Source organism: Saccharopolyspora hordei (assembly GCF_013410345.1).
Lineage (GTDB): Bacteria > Actinomycetota > Actinomycetes > Mycobacteriales > Pseudonocardiaceae > Saccharopolyspora > Saccharopolyspora hordei.
In genome coordinates this window covers 5,235,060-5,253,230 of the sequence record NZ_JACCFJ010000001.1, presented here as the reverse complement: position 1 = coordinate 5,253,230, position 18,171 = coordinate 5,235,060, and the positions used below count along the sequence as shown (strand labels likewise).

Genomic DNA, 18,171 nt, shown 5'->3' with positions numbered 1-18,171 from the left:
AACTGGCATGATCGTTGGTGGACAGGAAGGAACGCACGGGTCGATGGGTACCGCGGACCGACTCCGGCACAGCCGGCCCCCAGCGCGCGATCTCGAGGTGCTGCGCACCGCTGAGCTGAGCCCGTCGATGCGGCGGATCACCCTGGGCGGCGAGGAGCTCGAGGGCTTCCTGGACCAGCACACCGGGCCGAACATCAAGGTGTTCGTGCCGCGGCAGGGCCAGGAGCGACCGGTGCTCCCGGTGCTGGACGAGGAGACCGGCCGCTACCGCTGGCCCGAACCGCACGTGCGCCCGACCATGCGCACCTACACCGTCCGCCGCTACGACGAGGCCCGCGGTGAGCTCGACGTGGACTTCGTGATGCACGGAGCGCACGGGGTGGCCTCCAACTGGGCTCGCAACGCGCGGCCCGGTGACCACCTCGGCGTGATGGGGCCCGGCGGCAAGACCTGCCGGGCCGCCGACTACTACCTGCTGGTCGGCGACGAGACCGCGCTGCCCGCGATCTCCGCCATCGTCGAGGGGCTGCCGCCCACCGCGCGCGGCCAGGTCCTGGTCGAGATCGGTGACCCGGCCGACCAGCAGCACGTCGAGTGCCCGCCGGACCTGCAGTGGACCTGGCTGCACCGCGACGGCGTCCCGGCCGGCCGCTCCCGGCAGCTCGTCGACGCCGTCCAGCAGCTCGACGTGCCCGCCGACGTGGACGTCTCTGCCTGGGTGGCCGGGGAGTCCAGCATCGTCCACGGGATCCGCCGCCACCTGCGCACCGATCGCGGCATGGACGCCGGCTCCGTGCTCGCCATCGGCTACTGGAAGCACGGGCTCGCCGAGACCGAGTACCACGACAAGCACAACCACGACCGGGACTGAACGACGTGGACCGCAGCCCGGCGCGAGGCAGCACTCGCGCCGGCACGGCCGCGTGCCCGCGAACCGGGCACCTGCGAGGCGAGGGGACAACGTGACTGCCGTACCGAGCGAGGAAGAAGTCCACGACGTCCTGGGGATCGGTTTCGGGCCGTCCAACCTGGCGCTGGCGATCGCGGTGGAGGAGCACAACCGCACCGCGCCGGCGGCAGACCGCCTCTCCGCGGTGTTCTTCGAACGCGAACCGGCGTTCAGCTGGCACCGGGGCATGCTCATCGAGGGCACCACCATGCAGGTGTCCTTCCTCAAGGACCTGGTCACCCTGCGCAACCCCGCCAGCGACTTCTCGTTCCTGAGCTACCTGCACGCCAAGCACCGGCTGGTCGACTTCATCAACCACAAGACGATGTTCCCGACCCGCGTCGAGTACCACGACTACCTGGAGTGGGCCGCCGAGCGCGTCTCCGACGTGGTGCGCTACGGCGCGGAGGTCGTCGAGCTGCACCGCTCCGGCGACCACTTCGAGGCCGTGGTCCGCCACGGCGGGCAGCTGGAGGTGCACCGGGCGCGCAACGTCGTGCTCGCCGTCGGGCTGGAAGCGAGCCTGCCCCCGGGCGCCGAGCTCGGCGAGCGGGTGTGGCACAACCTCGACCTGCTGCACCGCGTGGACGAGCTGACCGAGCCGCCGCGCCGCTGCGTGGTGGTCGGCGCCGGGCAGAGCGCCGCCGAGGTCACCGAGTACCTGCACCGGACGTTCCCGGCGGCCGAGGTGTGCGCGGTGTTCAGCCGGTACGGCTACAGCCCGGCCGACGACAGCCCGTTCGCCAACCGCGTCTTCGACCCGCAGGCCGTGGACGACTTCCACGCCGCCTCGCCCGAGGTCCGCCGGCAGCTGCTGGACTACCACCGCAACACCAACTACTCGGTGGTCGACCTGGACCTCATCGAGCAGCTCTACGCCATCTCCTACCAGGAGAAGGTGCGGGGTGAGGAGCGGCTGCGGATCCTCAACGCCTCCCGGGTGCGCGAGGTCGCGCACCGCGACGGCGGGGTGGCGGTGACCGTCGAGTTCCTGCCGACCGGGGAGCGCACCGAGCTGGACGCCGACCTGCTGGTGTACGCGACCGGGTGCCGGCCCCGCGACCCGGAGCGGCTGCTCGGCGAGACCGCGCAGGACTGCGAGCGCGACGAGGAGGGCCGGCTGCGGGTGGAGCGGGACTACCGCGTGCGCACCCGCACCGACCTCCCGGGCGGCATCTACCTGCAGGGCGGCACCGAGCACACCCACGGCCTGACCTCGTCGCTGCTGTCCAACGGCGCGGTCCGCGCCGGCGAGATCCGCGACTCGATCCTCACCCGCCGCCGGGCCCGGCCCGCGCAGCCGGCCCGGGAGGTCAGCTTCGCCTGAGCCCGGCGCCTGTGGTCACCGGCACAGGCAGGAACAACGCTGGGGCCCGGGTGGTTGTGCTGATCGATGGACACCAATGCGACCCCGGAGCGCGCCGAGGCCGGTGACGCGACCGCTTCCCAGGCCGACCAGATCAAGGGCGTCGCGCGCGGTGACTCGCCGGTACCGCTGTCGGTCCTCGACCTGTCCACCGTCGGGACCCACCAGAGCGCCTCCGACGCGCTGCGCACCACCACCGACCTGGCCCGCAGCGTCGAGGCGTGGGGCTACCAGCGGATGTGGGTCGCCGAGCACCACGGCATGCCCGGCATCGCCAGCTCCTCGCCCGCGGTCGTGATCGCGCACCTGGCCGCGCACACCAGCACGCTGCGACTCGGCTCCGGCGGCGTGATGCTGCCCAACCACGCGCCGCTGGTCGTCGCCGAGCAGTTCGGCACCCTGCAGGCGCTGCACCCCGGGCGCATCGACCTCGGCATCGGCCGCGCCCCGGGCACCGACCAGGCGACCGCGCGCGCCCTGCGCCGCACCAGCGGTCCGCTGTCGGCCGACGACTTCCCGCAGCAGCTCGGCGAGCTGATGGCCTTCCTCGGCGACGACTTCCCGATCGACCACCCGTACGCGGCGATCCAGTCCGTGCCGAACGGGCCGGTGCCGCCGATCTGGCTGCTCGGGTCGAGCGGCTTCAGCGCGCAGCTGGCCGGGGCGCTCGGCCTGCCGTTCGCCTTCGCGCACCACTTCAGCGCGCAGAACACGCTGCCCGCCCTGGAGCTGTACCGGCGGTCCTTCCAGCCCTCCGCGGTGCTGGACGAGCCGTACGCGCTGATCGGGGTGCAGACGGTGGCCGCGGACACCGACGAGGAAGCGCTCGACATCGTCCGCCCGATCGCGCTGAGCATGCTGCGCCTGCGCAAGGGCATGCCCGGCAAGCAGCCCACCCGCGAGGAGGCGCGCGAGTACGCCTACGACGAGCTCGAGCAGAGCTTCGTGGACAGCTGGCTGGCGGACGCGGTCTACGGCTCCCCGGAGACGGTCCGCGCGGGCCTGGACGAGCTGCGGGAGCGCACCGGTGTCCAGGAGCTGATGCTCACGGCCAACGTGCCGGACCGGGAGACCAAGCTGCACTCCTTCGAACTGGTGGCCAAGGCCTACCGGATGGTCTGACGCCCGCCGGGGCGCTCCGGCCGGCCCGGGTGGGTGGGGTCACTTCTGGCCGAGGTCCGCCGCAGACGCTGGTCGTGCGTGGCGTACGGTCTGGTTGACACCGGTGTTTCGAGGCACGAGGCGGGATTGAGGGATTGGCGTGAAGCCTGGTGTGCTGATCTTCTACCGGATCATGGCGTACGTCACTGCGGTGCTGTTGATCCTGCTGTGCGCCGCCATGGTGCTCAAGTACGGGTACCTCGCCGGGCTGTGGGAGGAAGGCAGCTCGACGCAGCAGCTCGGGACCGCGTGGACGTTCCGGATCGGTGTCGCGCACGGCTGGCTGTACATGGTCTACCTGCTCGTCGCCGTCGTCGCCACGACCCAGTTGCGCGTTCCGCTGGGGCGCATGCTCCTGGTGCTGCTGGCCGGCACCATCCCGTTCGGCGCGTTCTTCGCCGAGCGGAAGGTGACGCGCTGGCACGAACTCCGGTTGGCGGGCAAGCCGCTGACCGAGCCGCGCCCCCGGACCGCGGAGGAAACACCCGCCTCATGACAGCGACCCACGAATCCGCCCCCGCCGAGACCGGGCAGACCGCCGGCCGTCGCCGCAGCGTCGTCGCCGCGTACTTCGCGCTGACCAAGCCGCGGGTCATCGAGCTGCTGCTGGTCACCACGATCCCGGCGATGTTCCTCGCCGCGCGCGGCATCCCCTCGCCGTGGCTGGTCATCGTGACGCTGGTCGGCGGCACCATGTCGGCCGGCAGCGCCAACGCCCTCAACTGCGTCGCGGACTCCGACATCGACGCGGTGATGCACCGGACCAAGAAGCGGCCGCTGGTGCGCTACGAGGTGCCGCGCCGCAACGCGCTCGTCTTCGGCATCGTGCTCGGCGTGGCCTCGTTCCTCGTGCTCTGGCTGGGCGCGAACCTGCTGGCCGCGGTGCTGGCCACCAGCGCGATCCTGTTCTACGTCTTCGTCTACACCCTGGTGCTCAAGCGCCGGACCTCGCAGAACATCGTGTGGGGCGGCGCTGCGGGCTGCATGCCGGTGGTGGTCGGCTGGGCCGCGGTCACCGGCACCGTGGAGTGGCCGGCGCTGGTGATGTTCGGCGTGGTGTTCCTGTGGACGCCGCCGCACTTCTGGTCGCTGGCGATGAAGTACAAGGACGACTACGCGCGCGCCGGGGTGCCGATGCTGCCGGTGGTGGCCACGCCCCGCCAGGTGTCGGCGCGGATCCTGGTCTACAGCTGGGCCACGGTGGCCTGCACGCTGCTGCTGGTGCCGGTGACCAGCTGGGTCTACGTGGCGCTGGCCGTGCTGGCCGGGGCGGCGTTCCTCATCGTCGCGCAGCGCCTGCACTCGGCGGTCCGCAACGGCCGGGTGTTCAAGCCGATGGAGCTGTTCCACCTGTCGAACTCGTACCTGGCGCTGGTCTTCGTGGCCATCGCGGTGGACGCCGCGGTCGGCCTGCCGGTCATCGGCTGACCGTCACCCCGCGCCGAACAGTTCGAAGGTCGCGCACGGTCGGCCGCCGAAGCGGTGGGCGTGCTGCCGGGCGACGCCCTCCACGACCCGGCGGGCGTGCTCCTCGACCGGTTCCCCGCTCAGCGCCCGGAGGTAGCTCTCGTGCGCGGCCAGCGACGCGACCGCCTGCTCCAGGGTCTCGGTGACGTCCACGGCGTGCGTCGGGTGCGGTGCGGAGGCCACGGCGACCCAGCGCACCCCCTGCCACGGTTCGTAGCCCTGTTCGAGCAGCTCGGGGAAGACCCACCGGTTGCCGGCGTCGGCGACCGCGTCCAGCGCGGCCCGGCCGACCGCGCGGTGGTCGGCGCTGTTCCAGCTGCCCGGTCCCCAGGTGTCGTGGTGGTTGACCGTGACCACCAGGCCCGGCCGGTGCTCGCGGACCGCGCGGCACAGGTCGCGCCGCAGCGCCAGACCGTGCTCGACCACCCCGTCGCGGTGGTCCAGGAACTCCACCGAGTGCACGCCCAGCTTGGCGGCGCTCGCGTGCTCCTCGAGCTCGCGCAGCGGCGCGGCCTCCGCCGGCGGTAGGCTGTCGATGCCCGCCTCGCCGCGGGTCACCAGCAGGTAGGCCACGTCGCGGCCGGACGCCGTCCACGCGGCGACCGCGCCGGCGCAGGCGTGCTCCAGGTCGTCGGGGTGCGCGGCGACCGCCAGCGCCCGCTGCCAGTCCGTCGGCAGCGGCTCGAGCTCCTCGGCCATCCCTCACCTCCCGGACTCGGGTCGTTCGAGTGTCGCGCAGTCCGCCCGCGCACACCTCCCGCCACAGCTCCCCGAGCACCAACCGGGAGGTCCGTCGCGGTGGCGGGTCTACGCCACCCCGGCGTCACCGGTGATCGGCCGCAATACGTTCGTGGGGACCGTGATCGTTGAGGGAGGTTGGTGCAGATGGTTGTGCCCAGGACGTTGCGGCCCGTCGTCGGCCTGCTCATCGCGTTCCTGGTGGCGCTGGGCCTGCCGGTGGCGGGCTCGGCCGCCCCGGAGGACGTGCGCGTCATCACCTACGACGCGTCCCAGTCGGAGGAGTTCCAGCAGGCGGTCGACGCCGGTGCGCAGGTGTGGAACGAGCACGTGCAGAACGTGAAGTTCGAGCCGGCCACGGGCGGCAGCGCCGACGTCGTGGTGGTCGCCGACGACGGCTGGCCGCGCACCCAGCTGACCGGTCTGGGCCAGGGCAAGATCTGGATGGGCCGCCAGGCGGTCCAGGAGGGCTACGACGAGATCCGCATCGCGGCGCACGAGCTCGGGCACATCCTGGGCCTGCCGGACGACCGCACCGGCGTGTGCGAGGACCTGATGTCGGGCGCCAGCGCCGGCCCGGAGTGCACCAGCGCGGTCCCGAACTCCGCGGAGATCGCCGAGGTGGAGGCCAACTTCGCCGAGGGCAAGGCCGTCGAGCCGCGCCTGTTCACCCACGAGGCGCTCACCCTGCGGTGAGCCACCGGCTGCGGCGGTCGGCCACCCCGACCGCCGCAGCCGTTCACTGGAACGGCCCAGCGCCGCTCACGCCCCGGTGCCCTCCGGCCCGCCGAAGATCCCACCCGAGGCGGAGCTCCTCGCGGCTAGGCTTGGTGATCATCCGGTGACCACCGGTCACCGCGGAGGCCGGTCACTCGTGACTGCGAGGCGGGCGGAGCGTTGGAACCCTTCGATCCGGAGGCGTACGAGCGTGACGTGGTGCGACCGTTGCGGGGGCGCGGCGGACGCCTGCCCGACGACCTGCTGACCCGGTACGCGCTCGCGCTCGACTTCTCGGACGCCGACCTCGCGCAGCGCTTGGCGCAGGTCCGCGCGCACTGGCGCGACCGGGTCCGCTCGGCCGCCTGGGCCGGCTTCACCACCAGCGTCTACCGGGCCTTCCTGCGCGAGGACCGGCACCTGCGCCGCGAGCACGGCGACGCCCTGGCGCGGATGTCCTGGTGGCGGGCCCGGCACGAGGAGCGGGCGGCGGCGGTCAGCGCCCAGGTCGCCGAGCTCGCCCAGGTGCTCGGAGCCCACTTCGGCGACCTCGGGTTGGTCACCCCGGGCCAGCTGGAGGCGCTGCGCCGCGCGGTCGGCCCACTGGCCCCGCGCGAGGTGGACGCGGCACTGGCGGAGGCCGGGGTGCGGACGGTGGTGCCGCTGGACCTGCCGAAGACCCCCGGACTGCCGGACGGGTCCTTCCGCCGCCTCAAGGAACTGCTCCGGGACGCCGAGGTCACCAGCGTCCCCGCGTTGCTGCACGGCGAGCTGACCGGCTTCGCGCTGGTCACCGGGTTCCGCAGCACCCCACCACGTCCCGACGGGCTGGGTGCGGACGCCGTGCGCGCGGCGCTGGAGCGCTCCGGTGGAGCCGCGCGGGACGCCCTGGAGCTGGTGAGCACGGCGGTCGACCTCCGCCGCCTGGCGCTCTACCACCTGGTCGACGACGTGCGCCGGTTCCGCGAGAGCGGGGCGCCCGCCGGCGCGCTGCTGCGCGTGCTGCGCCAGTCCGGGCTGGAGGAGGGCGAGGCGCGGCACGTCGTGGTGAGCGTGCTCAGCGAAGCGGGCGCGCCGGAGGTGGAGGCCACCGGCCTGGCCAAGGTCACCGCACTGCTCGCCGACGGACGGCTGGTGGCCGCCCAGCAGGCCCTGGTCGGCATCACCGACGCCGAGGAGGCGGCCGCCGCGACCGCGGCCGTCGACCGGCACGCGGCGCAGGTGCGCGAGCTGCGCGAAGCCGCGCGCCGCGCGCTGGAGCGCGGCGCCGAGGACGACGCCCGGCGGCAGCTGGCGGACGCGGCCCGGTTGGCCTCCGACGACGGCGCGATCGCGGCCGAGGCCCGGCGCATCCCGGTGAGCCCGGTGGCGGACCTGACGGCCCGGTCGGACGGGCTCGGCGTGCGGTTGTCGTGGCGCGCGCGGCCCGACCACGACGCCGGCACCCGGTACCGGGTCGTGCGGCGGGCCGGGCGGGCGCCCGAGCACCCCGGCGACGGCGACGTGGTCGCCGAGGGGACGGCGACGTCCGCGGTGGACACCGCGGTGCCGGGGGGCCGGACCGCGGGCTACGCGGTGTTCGCCGCGGAACCCGACGGGGCGTGGTCGCGCCCGGCCGGGGCGACCGTCGAGGTGCTGCCGCCGGTGCACGAGGTGCGGTTGGCGGTGCGGGACGGCGCGGTCGAAGGCCGGTGGGAGGTGCACCCGGACGCCGTCGGGGTGGACGTGGTGCGGAGGGGCCCCTCCGGCGAGGTCCCGGTGCCCACCGACGGTCTCACCGCGTTCCGAGACACCACTGTGGACACTCGCGCGGACTACCTGCTGGTGGCGCGCTACCGGCTCCCGGACGGCACCGAGGCCCGCGCGGACGCCGTCACGGTGCGGCACACCGCGTCGAGCCCACCGCCCGTGACCTCGTTGGACGGGCGCCGCTCCGGGCGCGAGCTCCTGCTGTCCTGGGAGTGGCCCGACGGCGTGCAGCAGGCCGAGGTGCGCTGGACCCGCGGTGCGGTCGGCGGCCGGCGGCGGGTGACGCGGCAGCAGTACGAGGACGAGGGCGGGTGCCGCGTGGACGCCGGTCCGGGCGCGGTGGACGTGCGGGTCACCGCGGTCGTCGGCGAGCTCCGCTCCAGCCCTGCCGAGCTGACCACCGGAGGACCGGCCCAGGTCGGCTACCGGGTCGTGCGGCGGCACCGGCTGTTCGGGGCGACCGCGCGCATCCTGCTCCACAGTGACCACCCGGTGCCGGAGTGCGAGCTGGTGGTGGTCGTCGCGCCCGGTCGCCGCATGCCGCGGGAGCCGGGGGACGGCGAGGTCGTGCACCACGCGGTGCACCGCATCGACGGCCCCGTCGCGGTCACCGTGGACCTGCCGCGGCGCGGGCCGTTCTGGCTGCGCTGCTTCGCGAGCACGTCCGGTGTCGAGTTGATCGATCCGCCCAACTCCCAGCTGGAGGTGCCTTAGTGTGCAGCCGTGGGCGACGGTCGATCTTGCGGTCGGCAGCGCTCACGGGGTAGGACGAGATGGTTGAGGTCGCGTGTCCCCGCTGCTGCCGCCGGGCCCGGCTGGACCAGCTGTTCCTCGCCGGTGAGGACATGACGCGCTGGCAGCCCGGGGGCCTCGAGCGCGACCGCTGCGCCGCGGGGGCCGCGCTCGGTGCGGGACCGGACCGCGGCCGCGAGCGCCCGACCGGGGCGGACGAGCTGCGGCCCTCCCGCAGCCACAGGGTCATCGAACGGAGCCGAGCATGAGCGCGCGGGAGTTCCACTCGCTGTACTGCACCGCCCGCGGCCCAGGACAACAACCGGGCGAGCTTGAGTTCCGGGCGGTTTCCCCCGGCACCACCGAGGAGATGACGACCGCGGTGCGGCGCGCGGTCACCGAGCGCCCGTCGCTGGTCCACGCGCACGACGGGGTCTACGTCACGGCGCGCAGCGCGGGCACCGGTGAGGGCGAGCACGTCGTCCACGCGCTCGTCGCCCCCGATGCCGGGCCCTACGGGCCGATCCGCCCGGCGCAGCTGTGGGACGCGCCGTGGTGGGTCACCGGACCCGCGCCGAGCGGCGAGTGCCCCGCGGTGCCCGCCGAACCCGAGACCGGGTTCGGGGTGGAGGCGCTGCGGGAGTGGGTGCTGGGGCAGCGGGACGGCGAGTCCTGGCTGCTCGCCGTGCACTCCGCGATCGACGGCGGTGCGCCGCGCGTGGTGTTCGTCAGCGAGGACCCCGGTGCGGTGGCGCGCTGGATCGCCGCCGCGACGCTGCTGCTGCCGCAGGAGAGCGCGCTCGAGGTCGGTTTCCAGGTGTTCGCCACCGACCCGCAGGCGACCGGGGCGGACGTGCTGGCGCTGCGCCCGGACCAGGCGGGGTCGCTGGTCGACCAGAGCGGAGTCGCGGTGTTCAACCTGGTCACCGGTGAGCGGTGGGAGGGCGAACCGAGCGCTGCGGCGCAGCACTGGGTCCCGCGCTTCCTCCGCGCCGACCCCTTCGACGTGGTGGACGCCGTCGAGCTGTCCCACCGGTTCGCCGCCGGCCGGGGCGCGGACCGTCCGAACGCGGCGGACCGGCTCGCCGCCGGGGTGGTGGCGCTGGGCGAGCCGGTGGCCGGGGACGACGCGGCGATGGCGCTGGCCGAGTGGTTGTGCGCCCCGCCCGCGGTGTCCGGAGTGGACGTGCTGGACCCGGTGCTGACGGCGGTGCTGGCCGCCGACCCGGGGGTGCCGGTGCTGGCCCGGCTCGCCGAGGCCGAGCTGGAGCGCGCCGGTCAGGTGCGGATCGCGTTGCTGCGCGCGGAGATCGGCGAGATCGTGCGCGGCACGCGCGCCGACGACCGGTCGCCGCTCACCCCCCGCCCGTGGACGACCGCTGAGGCGGAGCGGGCCACGGCACTGGTGGAGAACGCGGCCGACGCGGTGCTGCCGGAGCGGATGGACCTGTTGCTGCGCACCGCGGCCCGCTTCGACGTGCACCCCCGCCTCGACGGCTTCCGCCAGGCGGCGGAGCGGTTCGTCGCGTGGTGGTCGCACCACCCGGACGCCGGGGTGGACCCGGAACGGTGGACCTGCGCCCCGGAGCTCCTCGGCCTGCTGCGCGACGCGCTGGCGCGGCGCCTCCAGGGTCCGGACGCCGACGAGGTCCGCCAGGCGATCGAGGACCGCTGGTGGCGGTTGCTCGCCCCCACCGTGTCGGACCCGTTCGAGCCGCTGGACGCCGCGGTCGCGTCCGCCGCGGTCGCCGCCGGCGGGTCGGCGCGGCAGGAGACCGTCGAGGCGTTCCGCGCGCTGCTGCGCGCGCCCGAGCGTCCCGGGACGGAGGAAGCCGTCTACGACGCGCTGTTCGGCGCATCCCAGCCCACGCTGGGGGAGCTGTCCGACTTCCTCGCCGAGCTGCCGTCCACGGCGGTGTCGGACGCGTTGGCGCAGCGGGCTTTCCGCGTGCTGGCCAGGTCCACGGTGAACGGGCGCTACCTGGACGTGCTGCGGATGCTCAGCCACCACCTCGGTGACCGCAAGGACCTGCGCACGCTGTGGGAGGACGACAGCAAGCTGCGCGTCTGGCTGAGCAACCACCGCAAGAAGGGCGCGGGAGCTGGGAGCCTCGGTGACATCTCCAGCACGGTGCTCGGCGCCCGCGCCGACAAGCTGGTGGCGGCCCTGCTGGACGCCGACCCGCAGGAGTCGACGGGGACGATCGCGGCGTGCGGCGAGGAGCTCCCGCAGACCCTGGTCCGCGCACTGCCCGCGGTGTGGAACGACGAGGACGTCGACCGGGACCGGCGGGACCGCGCGGTGGTGCTCGCGTTCGTGTGCGCCTGGTCGGACAGCGCCACGGCCACGGTGCGCGCCGCGTTCGACCGCGAACTGGAAGCGTGGGTGCACAAGCACGAGCACCCCGACTTCCGCCGCGTGAGCAGGCTGCTGCGCGGCGTCGACGCGGAGCACGCCACGGCGTGGCACGAGTGGCTGCGCGAGGTCGTCCAGCGCGGGCCGAAGCGGGATCGCACCCGCCGGGTCGCCCGGCGCCTGTTCGGCAGCCGGGAGCGGTGAGCGCGGACCCGCCCTGCTGCACGAGCGCCGGAAATGCCCGGTACATCCGCATTGCACGACACAGAACGTGATCTGCTCCACTCCCGGTGTATGAACAGTCACGTTGTGATAACAATGAAGCAGGTGGGGCGGATACTCGGCACGGAGGTTGCCGCGCACAACCATCGGAGCACGACCACACGACGGCGGTCCGCGGCGCACGGTGCACCGGCAGTCTGGAGGTTGGCATGGTCGCGGCGCTGAAGGCGCACGCAGCTTGGTTGGTGAACGCACTGGGGGTCAACCGGAACCCGCTGCGCAGGCCGATCGACCGGCTCGCCGCGGGGATCACGGTCCTGCTGCTGATGGCGGCGATGGTGGCGGTGCCGGTGGCGGGCATGTTCGGTGCCTCGCTGCACGCCAGCCTCACCCAGCGCGCAGCGGAATCGGCCGCGACCACTCGCCCCGTCGAGGCGGTGCTGACCACCAGCCCCGAGATGGACATCCCCGTCTCCGAGGTCTACAGCAACGACGCGCTCAGCTCCACCGCGGTCGCGGAGTGGCGCGTCGGGCTGCAGAAGCACAGCGCGACGGTCCAGGTCCCGGCGAACGCCAGCGCCGGGGAGACCGTGACGGTGTGGGTCGACGAAGCGGGCCACCGCGTCCCGCAGCCGGCGAGCGCCGGGTCGATCACCACGTCCGCCGTCTTCGCCGCGCTGCTGTTCCTCGTGGTGACCGAGCTCGCCTGCTTCGGCCTGATCGCGGGCACCCAGGGGCTGGCCCGGCGGATCAGCATGCGTGCGTGGGAGCGCGAGTGGCTGCACCTCCAGCACGGCGGGACCTGGTCCCAGCGCTGACGGCGGAACCAGGTCCCAGCGCTGAGGTTCCGCTAGCTGGGGCTCGGCGCGACGGCGGCCCGGTAGGGCGCGAGCATCGTGGCCAACCAGGCCTCACCGATCGGCGAGTCCAGGTCGATGTGGAGGTCGGGCTCCGCCCCGTCCAGCGCGTCCGCACACCGGTCGCCGAACAGCACCACGGCAGGTTTCCCGGTGTCGCGCTTGGACGGCCAGATCAACCCGTCCGCCCAGTCCGCCTGCGACCGGATCCACGACGCCCAGCTCCGCGTGTGCGGGTAGGCGTCCCGGCCCTCCGCGTCGACGAGCCACGAATCCTGCGCCACCGCAGCGAGGTCGGGCCCGGTGAGCAAGCTGACCAGGGTGAGTTCCCGCTTCGTGCGCACCGCGCTGAACCGCCGCCCGGCGATCTGCGCCCGGCGGATCAACCGCTGCCCGTCGTGGCCGAAGCTGATGTTCCGCAACAGCACTTCGGCCAGCGCCGTGGTGACGTGCAACCCGGCGTAGTAGGTGGGGAACGGGTCCTCCGGTGTCCCGTCGAACCGCCCACCCGGTGCACCGAAGCTGACGTGCGCGGGCTTGAACTCGGCGGCGTGCCGTGCCCGCTCGTGGAGCCGGAACAACGCCGTGTCAGCGGGCAGGACGTACCGGTTCGGCGTGGCCGCGTACTGCTGAGGTGGAGTGGCCTGCGGCACGCTCACACCTCCGCGGACTCGTCACGCGCCGCGTCGATGAGCGCGTCGTCGTCGACCTGCCCGAGCAGCTGCGCGGGGACCCCGCCCAGCGAGGTGTGGTGCCCGAGCCACCAATCCGCCGCGCCCCACGGGTCTTCGCCGGCGTGCAGGAGCCGGTTGACGGCTCGCACGACCTCGCGTGGCGCCCCGTCGGCACCGAACTGGAACGCCGGCCACCGGTCACCGCCTTCGCCGGGCAACCGGATCAAGCTCGGGTCCTCGGGCTCCAGCCCGGCAGCCACGACCTGCTGCTCGTCGAGCGCGTCGACCGAACGCAACCGCTCCAGGTCCGGCCGCGGCGCAGACCCGGTCAGCCGGTCCCGCAACCCGCCGCTGAGCCGATCCCACTCCACGTCCGACCGCCCGAACCGCGTCTCCGACTCGGCCAACGCCCGCCGCACCGGATGCTCCACGGGCAGCACTTCCCCGAGCAGCACGGCGATGTCCTCGGTCACCAACGCAGCGGTGTCCGCATCACTGCCCTGCAACTCACCCACCAGCGAGACCAACCGGGTGAACGCCTCCGGGTCGAGCCGCTCGGCCACCTCGTCCCACTCCGCAGTGAGCACGTCCAACATCCGCTGCTGACTCACCGCAACCTCCGCTGCCGGCGCCTGACACCTGCGGACGGCCCGACCAGCACCGACGCCCCGGCCGGTACTCCCGTCACCGCGGAAGGCGAGTCCGACGAGCCCATCCCTGCGGCCTCCAACCCCTCAACACAAGGCGAGCGAGCCCAGCCCACCTCGCCCTGCCGGCCATCTCCGCTGATCACCGATCACACCGCGACAAGACTACGGCCCGAAACGCAACACCGGCACACCTCGCGGTCGTGAGTGCAGGAACCGGCTGGAACCGGTCCTCGCACTCACGACCATGCGTCCACCGGGCCTGCGGGTCCGGTCTTCCCTCGTCCGGTTCTCCGCGTTCGAACCCGCATGAAAAACCGGCACAACGGTGTCGACCCAAGGCATCACGCACGGAACCGATCAGGCTCTCGAAGGGGGGCCGGCCGTGGAGGCCGGTGACAGCCGTGGCTGCACGACTACACGCTGCTGGTCTGCGGGGGCGGGCCTCAATGGGGGCCGGCCGTGGAGGCCGGTGACAGGGCTGAGGGTTTTTGGGCCCCTGAGCTGGGGTTTCAAAGATCATCGCGAGCGGTCCCGACTGGAGATCGCTCACGTAGCGCCGTTCGATCTTGCATACGTGTGATTGCCGACGTGACCTGCGGTTTTGGTGTGCGGGCGGTCCGTGCCTGGGGAGGTTCGCGTTGGGGTGCTCGCACCGGCCTTCGGGCGTCTGGAGGTAAGAACCTGAAAGCGGCTCCCCGCGGGGAGGCGTCCCGTCAGTGGGTCGAGCGGCTTGACGGCACCGACACTGCCTCCTGCACCACCCTCGCACGCGATCGGCGGCCGTGACGGGGACGTCTGCTCCGCTGTCCCCTCTGGCGCCATGCCCAGCCTTGGCCGTGCTCGATCAGTGCGGCCCCCGTGACGAGGTCGGGTTCAGGTGGCGCGCGGATGGGTCGACCCGGTCGAAGCTCGCGCGGCGGTGGTGATGCCCGGTGAGTGCGAGCGGTTCAGCTGCAAGCATGGCCCACGGCGCTCCTACGGCCGGGTCGCGTGGGGCGCTGATGCCACAGTGGCGAGTGATGACTCTTGAGGTTTGCGGGCGTGAACTCTCGTGACAGGCCGGGAGGTTGCCACGTGAGCCGCTCCCGACTGTGCGGTGTCGGCACACGCCAAGGGAGCGAGGCAGGTCGTGCAACACATCGAGGATTGGATCTGCCACGTCCACTGGGGACGAACTGCCAAGATGCGCCGACGATCGCTGAAACTGACTGGCACGAGCGGAAGTCGACTGATGGTCGACGTGCCGTGTGGCAACACGCCAGCCGTCCTTGTCGTTGGCGCACGAGGGGGTCAGAACTGAGAGCAGCACCGGCGCGTTCCTGGAGGAGGAAAAGCCGCGTCGGGCCGAGGCATGCGCAGGGGCGGCCCAGCTTGGCTGGTGACGGCCCTACTCGACTGCGAGGAGCGAAGAAGCGCAAGGGCACGCCAAGGGGGACGGCTTCGAGAGCCGGTGACGCTGACCATCGTCGGCTACATCTGCCACTTCGTGTCCCAGCCTCGATGGGGACCGGTCTGAAGAGCCGGTGACACCAGAACCGGGGTATCGGCGCCGCCCGCGCCTACGGGCCTCAATGGGGACCGGCTGTGAGAGCCGGTGACACAAGGCACTCGGCGAGGAGCGGATGTGGACCGACTGCCCGCCTCAATGGGGACCGGCTGCGAGAGCCGGTGACACTGCTTGGCGATTACGGGCCTTCTGAGCTGCGGTTTCAAAGATCACCGCGAGCGGTCTCGGTTGGAGATCGCTCGCGAGTCGCGGTTCGATCTTACACAGCTGCTATGCCGCCGTTGACCTGCTGTTTTGTCCCGCGAGCGGTTCGTGCCCGGGCCGCTTCGCGCCGGACCGCTCGCGCCTGTTCCAAGGCGTGCGGGGGTGGCCGTCCCGGGGGTGGGGCGGCTCAGGTGTGGGCGGGTGTGGCCTCCGGTTGGCGTGGTCGGGGGATGACCTGGCGGAGGAGGGTGGTGTGGTCGGTGCTGGTGGGGCGGCCTCCGGGGCGCGGTCGGCGGGTGGGGTCGATGGTGGGCGGTGGGGTGAAGATCGGGCGGCCGTCTTCGACGGTGATCTGCCAGTGCTGGTGGTGGACGGCCCTGTGGTGGTGGCCGCAGAGCATGACGAGGTTCGACAGGTCGGTGGCGCCGCCGTCGATCCAGCTCGTGATGTGGTGGGCGTCGGGGGTGCCCGGCGGGTGGTCGCAGGACGGGAACGCGCACGTGCCGTCCCGTGCCAGGAGTGCGGCCCGCAGGTGCGGCGGTGCGGTGCGCTGTGCGCGGCCGATGTCGAGGGGGAGGCTGTCGCTGCCGAGGACGACCGGCAGGACTTCGGCGTCGCAGGCCAGGCGCCGGACGTTCTCCGCGGTGATGGGCTGACCGTTCGCCGTCAGGGTGCCGGGAAGGCCGGGCTGCTCGGTGCGGAGCGCGCGGGTGAGGTCGTCGAAGTCGATGGTCACCGTGAGGTGCGGGCGCTGGCCGCCGGCGCGCGGCAGGCGGTCTGAGCCGAGGGCGATGTCCAGCAGCGCGTCGAGGGCGTCGGCGTTGCGCTGACCGGGCGTGCGCGGATCGGGTTCGCCGTCCTCCGCAGGGCGCGGTGCGGCGAGGGGTTCGAGGGCCGCGCGGAACTTCGCCCCGGTCTCCCGGTCGAGACGGGCGTTGACCACCGTCATGCCGTCGGCTGCCGTGCCGTAGTGCAGCTCCCGCAGCCGGTGCTGGGTCTGCTCGTCGCGGTAGGCGCCGTCCTGGTCGAAGCAGTAGCGGATCCGCTCCGCCAGCTTCGCCAACTCGTGCGGGGAGAACCCGCGAGCCCAGTCAGCGAGCACGGCCTCGGCCTGCCGCTGCTCAGCGGGCGTGCTGACCGGCTCCATCCGCCGAACGCCGTCGATGATCACTCGCGCGTGCGCCACCGTGATCGCACCGGTGCTGATCGCCCGGGCGGTCGCCGGAAGTTCTGCGGGGATCGGCTCGCCGTGCAGCGTGGTGTGGTCGGTCGCCTTCCGCGCCACCAGGACCCGGGTCTTCGCCTCCCCGCCGGCGATGTTCAGCTTCTCCTGCACCCACGTCTCGGTCGTGCGGGCTCCCTGCTCGGCCGGGAGACCACGGTCCTCGGCTTCGGCGATCGCCTGCACCTGCAACGCCATCGCAGCGCGCATCACGGCCTCGGCATCGCGGATCACCGCCTCCAGTTCGGCATCCGAGCACGCCGCCATCGTCGACTGTGCACACCCACCGTCCACACTCGACCGCGACACCAACGCCAACACGTCCACACCTCCACACTGCCAGCGTCGAACACGCGTTTCATCGCTCGATCAGGTGGGGTTGTCGCAGATCCGCCCAGGTTGCGCCTTGGCCGATGCCGAGGCTGTCCTCAGACGCCGCGGGAAGAGTCGGATGAAGCTCTTCCGGATTGGCGGCCACGCCCCGCGTGACGTGTCGGTGTGCCAGATCGTTCGATCCGGTTTCCGAACCTGGCCTCGGCGCAGTCGGCTGTGAGGTCTCATGACCTCATGGACGCATGACGTCGTGACGCTGACGCGGTCGCTTTGTCAGTGCAGGATGCGCCGGAGACCGGCCGTGGAGGGCTCGGGCTCCTCCAACCCCGTGGACCGCGACCGGAACCGCTCGTCTGATCTGTGGAACACGAGCGCAGCTCGTCCGATCGACATGGTGCAATCGCCAACTTCTGCGGTGTTCGCCCATGTGACCGGCCGGTTGACCATGAGTCTCGGATCATGCAGCACGGCAGTGCGTTCCGCCGGCACACGCACCACGCCCCGATCCTCTCCTCGCCGCCGACCGGCGTCCAGAACGTCCGGACCGGTGCCGCGTGATGCTCACGCACGCGTTCCCACAGCACGTTCGAGTTCGGGGCAAGATGGCCGGAGCGGTCGCCGGATGCCTGCGGAAGACCGTCATGAGCCGCGTGTCCGATCCCATTCCGCCGGAGATCAGTGGGCACGACGGCAGGACCACCTCCACGTCGCCTGCCTCCCGTTGCTCGACGCCGGGCACGCCGAGGCCAGTGGTGATGTGCTCGGGGTCGGCGTGCTGGTTCCAGGCGGGCGGGACGACCTCGTCAAGACGATCGACGCAGGACTGTCAGACAGCTTCGAGCTCAGGTTGACCGATGCGCGTCTACGGCTCCGACGGAGCAGCGTCTCCGGCTCCCCGTTGGCCCCGGAGTGGTGGCTCGGCCCGTCCCGGCGGTGGGCGAGCGTGACGCCGATGGTGCTGGACCGGTTCTTCGGTCGTGACGGGGAAGAGGCCGAGATCAGCCGTGCCTGTGCACGGGTCGGTCTGCCTGCGCCGACCTCCGTCGTGACCGGGCGGGATCCGATGTTGCGGGGTGGGGCGTTCCTCGGGCGGCGGGACCTGGCGCGGCAGGAGAAGGTGCCGCGGCCGTTCCTGCACGTCCTGCTGGAGTTCCCCGAACCGGTCCGCGGCCCGGTCGTGCTGGGCGCGCAGCGGTACCTCGGATGGGCCTCCTCGCGCCCCGGCGCTAGGACCGGTCAGGCCTCGCAAACCGTGCCGCCGCGGGCG

14 protein-coding genes and 1 pseudogene are annotated in these 18,171 nt (G+C 72.8%); 11 read left to right on the top strand and 4 right to left on the bottom strand.

The window, feature by feature from the left end; genetic code table 11:
• The first annotated feature begins 43 nt into the window (after positions 1 to 43).
• The 5 genes from HNR68_RS24030 (at position 44) to HNR68_RS24010 (ending at position 4,904) form a co-directional block, all read left to right on the top strand.
• Entirely contained in the window at positions 44 to 871 is an 828-nt protein-coding gene (locus HNR68_RS24030; protein WP_179724002.1) for a siderophore-interacting protein, read from the top strand.
• Positions 872 to 962: 91 nt separating this feature from the next.
• Positions 963 to 2,276 carry a SidA/IucD/PvdA family monooxygenase gene (locus tag HNR68_RS24025; RefSeq protein WP_179724001.1) on the top strand — a complete coding sequence of 438 codons (1,314 nt, stop codon included), beginning with the start codon at positions 963 to 965 and terminating at the stop codon, positions 2,274 to 2,276.
• A gap of 66 nt (positions 2,277 to 2,342) precedes the next feature.
• The gene (locus tag HNR68_RS24020; RefSeq protein WP_179724000.1) at positions 2,343 to 3,437 is read left to right on the top strand and encodes an LLM class flavin-dependent oxidoreductase; all 1,095 of its coding nucleotides are present in this window, start codon (positions 2,343 to 2,345) and stop codon (positions 3,435 to 3,437) included.
• A 139-nt stretch (positions 3,438 to 3,576) separates the two neighbouring features.
• Positions 3,577 to 3,972, top strand: coding sequence for a DUF3817 domain-containing protein (locus HNR68_RS24015; protein WP_179723999.1), 396 nt, complete (start codon positions 3,577 to 3,579; stop codon positions 3,970 to 3,972).
• The gene (locus HNR68_RS24010) at positions 3,969 to 4,904 is read left to right on the top strand and encodes a heme o synthase (RefSeq protein ID WP_179723998.1); all 936 of its coding nucleotides are present in this window, start codon (positions 3,969 to 3,971) and stop codon (positions 4,902 to 4,904) included. The genes HNR68_RS24015 and HNR68_RS24010 overlap by 4 nt, the downstream gene beginning before the upstream one ends.
• Before the next feature lie 3 nt (positions 4,905 to 4,907).
• Here HNR68_RS24010 and HNR68_RS24005 read toward each other — a convergent pair whose 3' ends face one another.
• The gene (locus tag HNR68_RS24005; RefSeq protein WP_179723997.1) at positions 4,908 to 5,642 is read right to left on the bottom strand and encodes a PIG-L deacetylase family protein; all 735 of its coding nucleotides are present in this window, start codon (positions 5,640 to 5,642) and stop codon (positions 4,908 to 4,910) included.
• A gap of 186 nt (positions 5,643 to 5,828) precedes the next feature.
• Between HNR68_RS24005 and HNR68_RS24000 the strand changes: the two genes are divergently transcribed.
• The 5 genes from HNR68_RS24000 (at position 5,829) to HNR68_RS23980 (ending at position 12,275) form a co-directional block, all read left to right on the top strand.
• A complete protein-coding gene (locus tag HNR68_RS24000; RefSeq protein ID WP_179723996.1) occupies positions 5,829 to 6,377 on the top strand; it encodes a snapalysin family zinc-dependent metalloprotease in 549 nt (182 codons plus the stop codon).
• A gap of 237 nt (positions 6,378 to 6,614) precedes the next feature.
• A complete protein-coding gene (locus HNR68_RS23995) occupies positions 6,615 to 8,861 on the top strand; it encodes a SaeA-related protein (protein WP_343050370.1) in 2,247 nt (748 codons plus the stop codon).
• Positions 8,862 to 8,920: 59 nt separating this feature from the next.
• Positions 8,921 to 9,148, top strand: a complete 228-nt coding sequence (locus HNR68_RS23990; protein ID WP_179723994.1) for a hypothetical protein — start codon at positions 8,921 to 8,923, stop codon at positions 9,146 to 9,148.
• Positions 9,145 to 11,439, top strand: a complete 2,295-nt coding sequence (locus HNR68_RS23985) for a GTPase-associated protein 1-related protein (RefSeq protein ID WP_179723993.1) — start codon at positions 9,145 to 9,147, stop codon at positions 11,437 to 11,439. Before HNR68_RS23990 ends, HNR68_RS23985 begins: the two co-directional genes overlap by 4 nt.
• A 227-nt stretch (positions 11,440 to 11,666) precedes the next feature.
• Entirely contained in the window at positions 11,667 to 12,275 is a 609-nt protein-coding gene (locus HNR68_RS23980; RefSeq protein ID WP_179723992.1) for an Rv1733c family protein, read from the top strand.
• A 32-nt stretch (positions 12,276 to 12,307) separates the two neighbouring features.
• Here the strand turns inward: HNR68_RS23980 and HNR68_RS23975 are convergent, their stop codons facing one another.
• From HNR68_RS23975 to HNR68_RS23965, 3 genes are all read right to left on the bottom strand, one after another.
• Positions 12,308 to 12,967: an RES domain-containing protein gene (locus HNR68_RS23975; RefSeq protein WP_179723991.1), complete on the bottom strand. Its 660-nt coding sequence runs from the start codon at positions 12,965 to 12,967 to the stop codon at positions 12,308 to 12,310.
• 2 nt (positions 12,968 to 12,969) lie between these two features.
• Positions 12,970 to 13,599 (bottom strand): hypothetical protein, encoded by a 630-nt coding sequence (locus HNR68_RS23970; RefSeq protein WP_179723990.1) that lies wholly within the window; start codon positions 13,597 to 13,599, stop codon positions 12,970 to 12,972.
• A gap of 1,937 nt (positions 13,600 to 15,536) precedes the next feature.
• Positions 15,537 to 16,805, bottom strand: a complete 1,269-nt coding sequence (locus HNR68_RS23965) for an HNH endonuclease signature motif containing protein (RefSeq protein WP_343050369.1) — start codon at positions 16,803 to 16,805, stop codon at positions 15,537 to 15,539.
• Positions 16,806 to 17,526: 721 nt separating this feature from the next.
• On the opposite strand from HNR68_RS23965, the pseudogene csb2 reads away from it, so the two are divergent.
• Positions 17,527 to 18,096: pseudogene (gene csb2 / locus HNR68_RS27705) on the top strand (type I-G CRISPR-associated protein Csb2); the annotation flags it as partial.
• Positions 18,097 to 18,171: the final 75 nt, after the last annotated feature.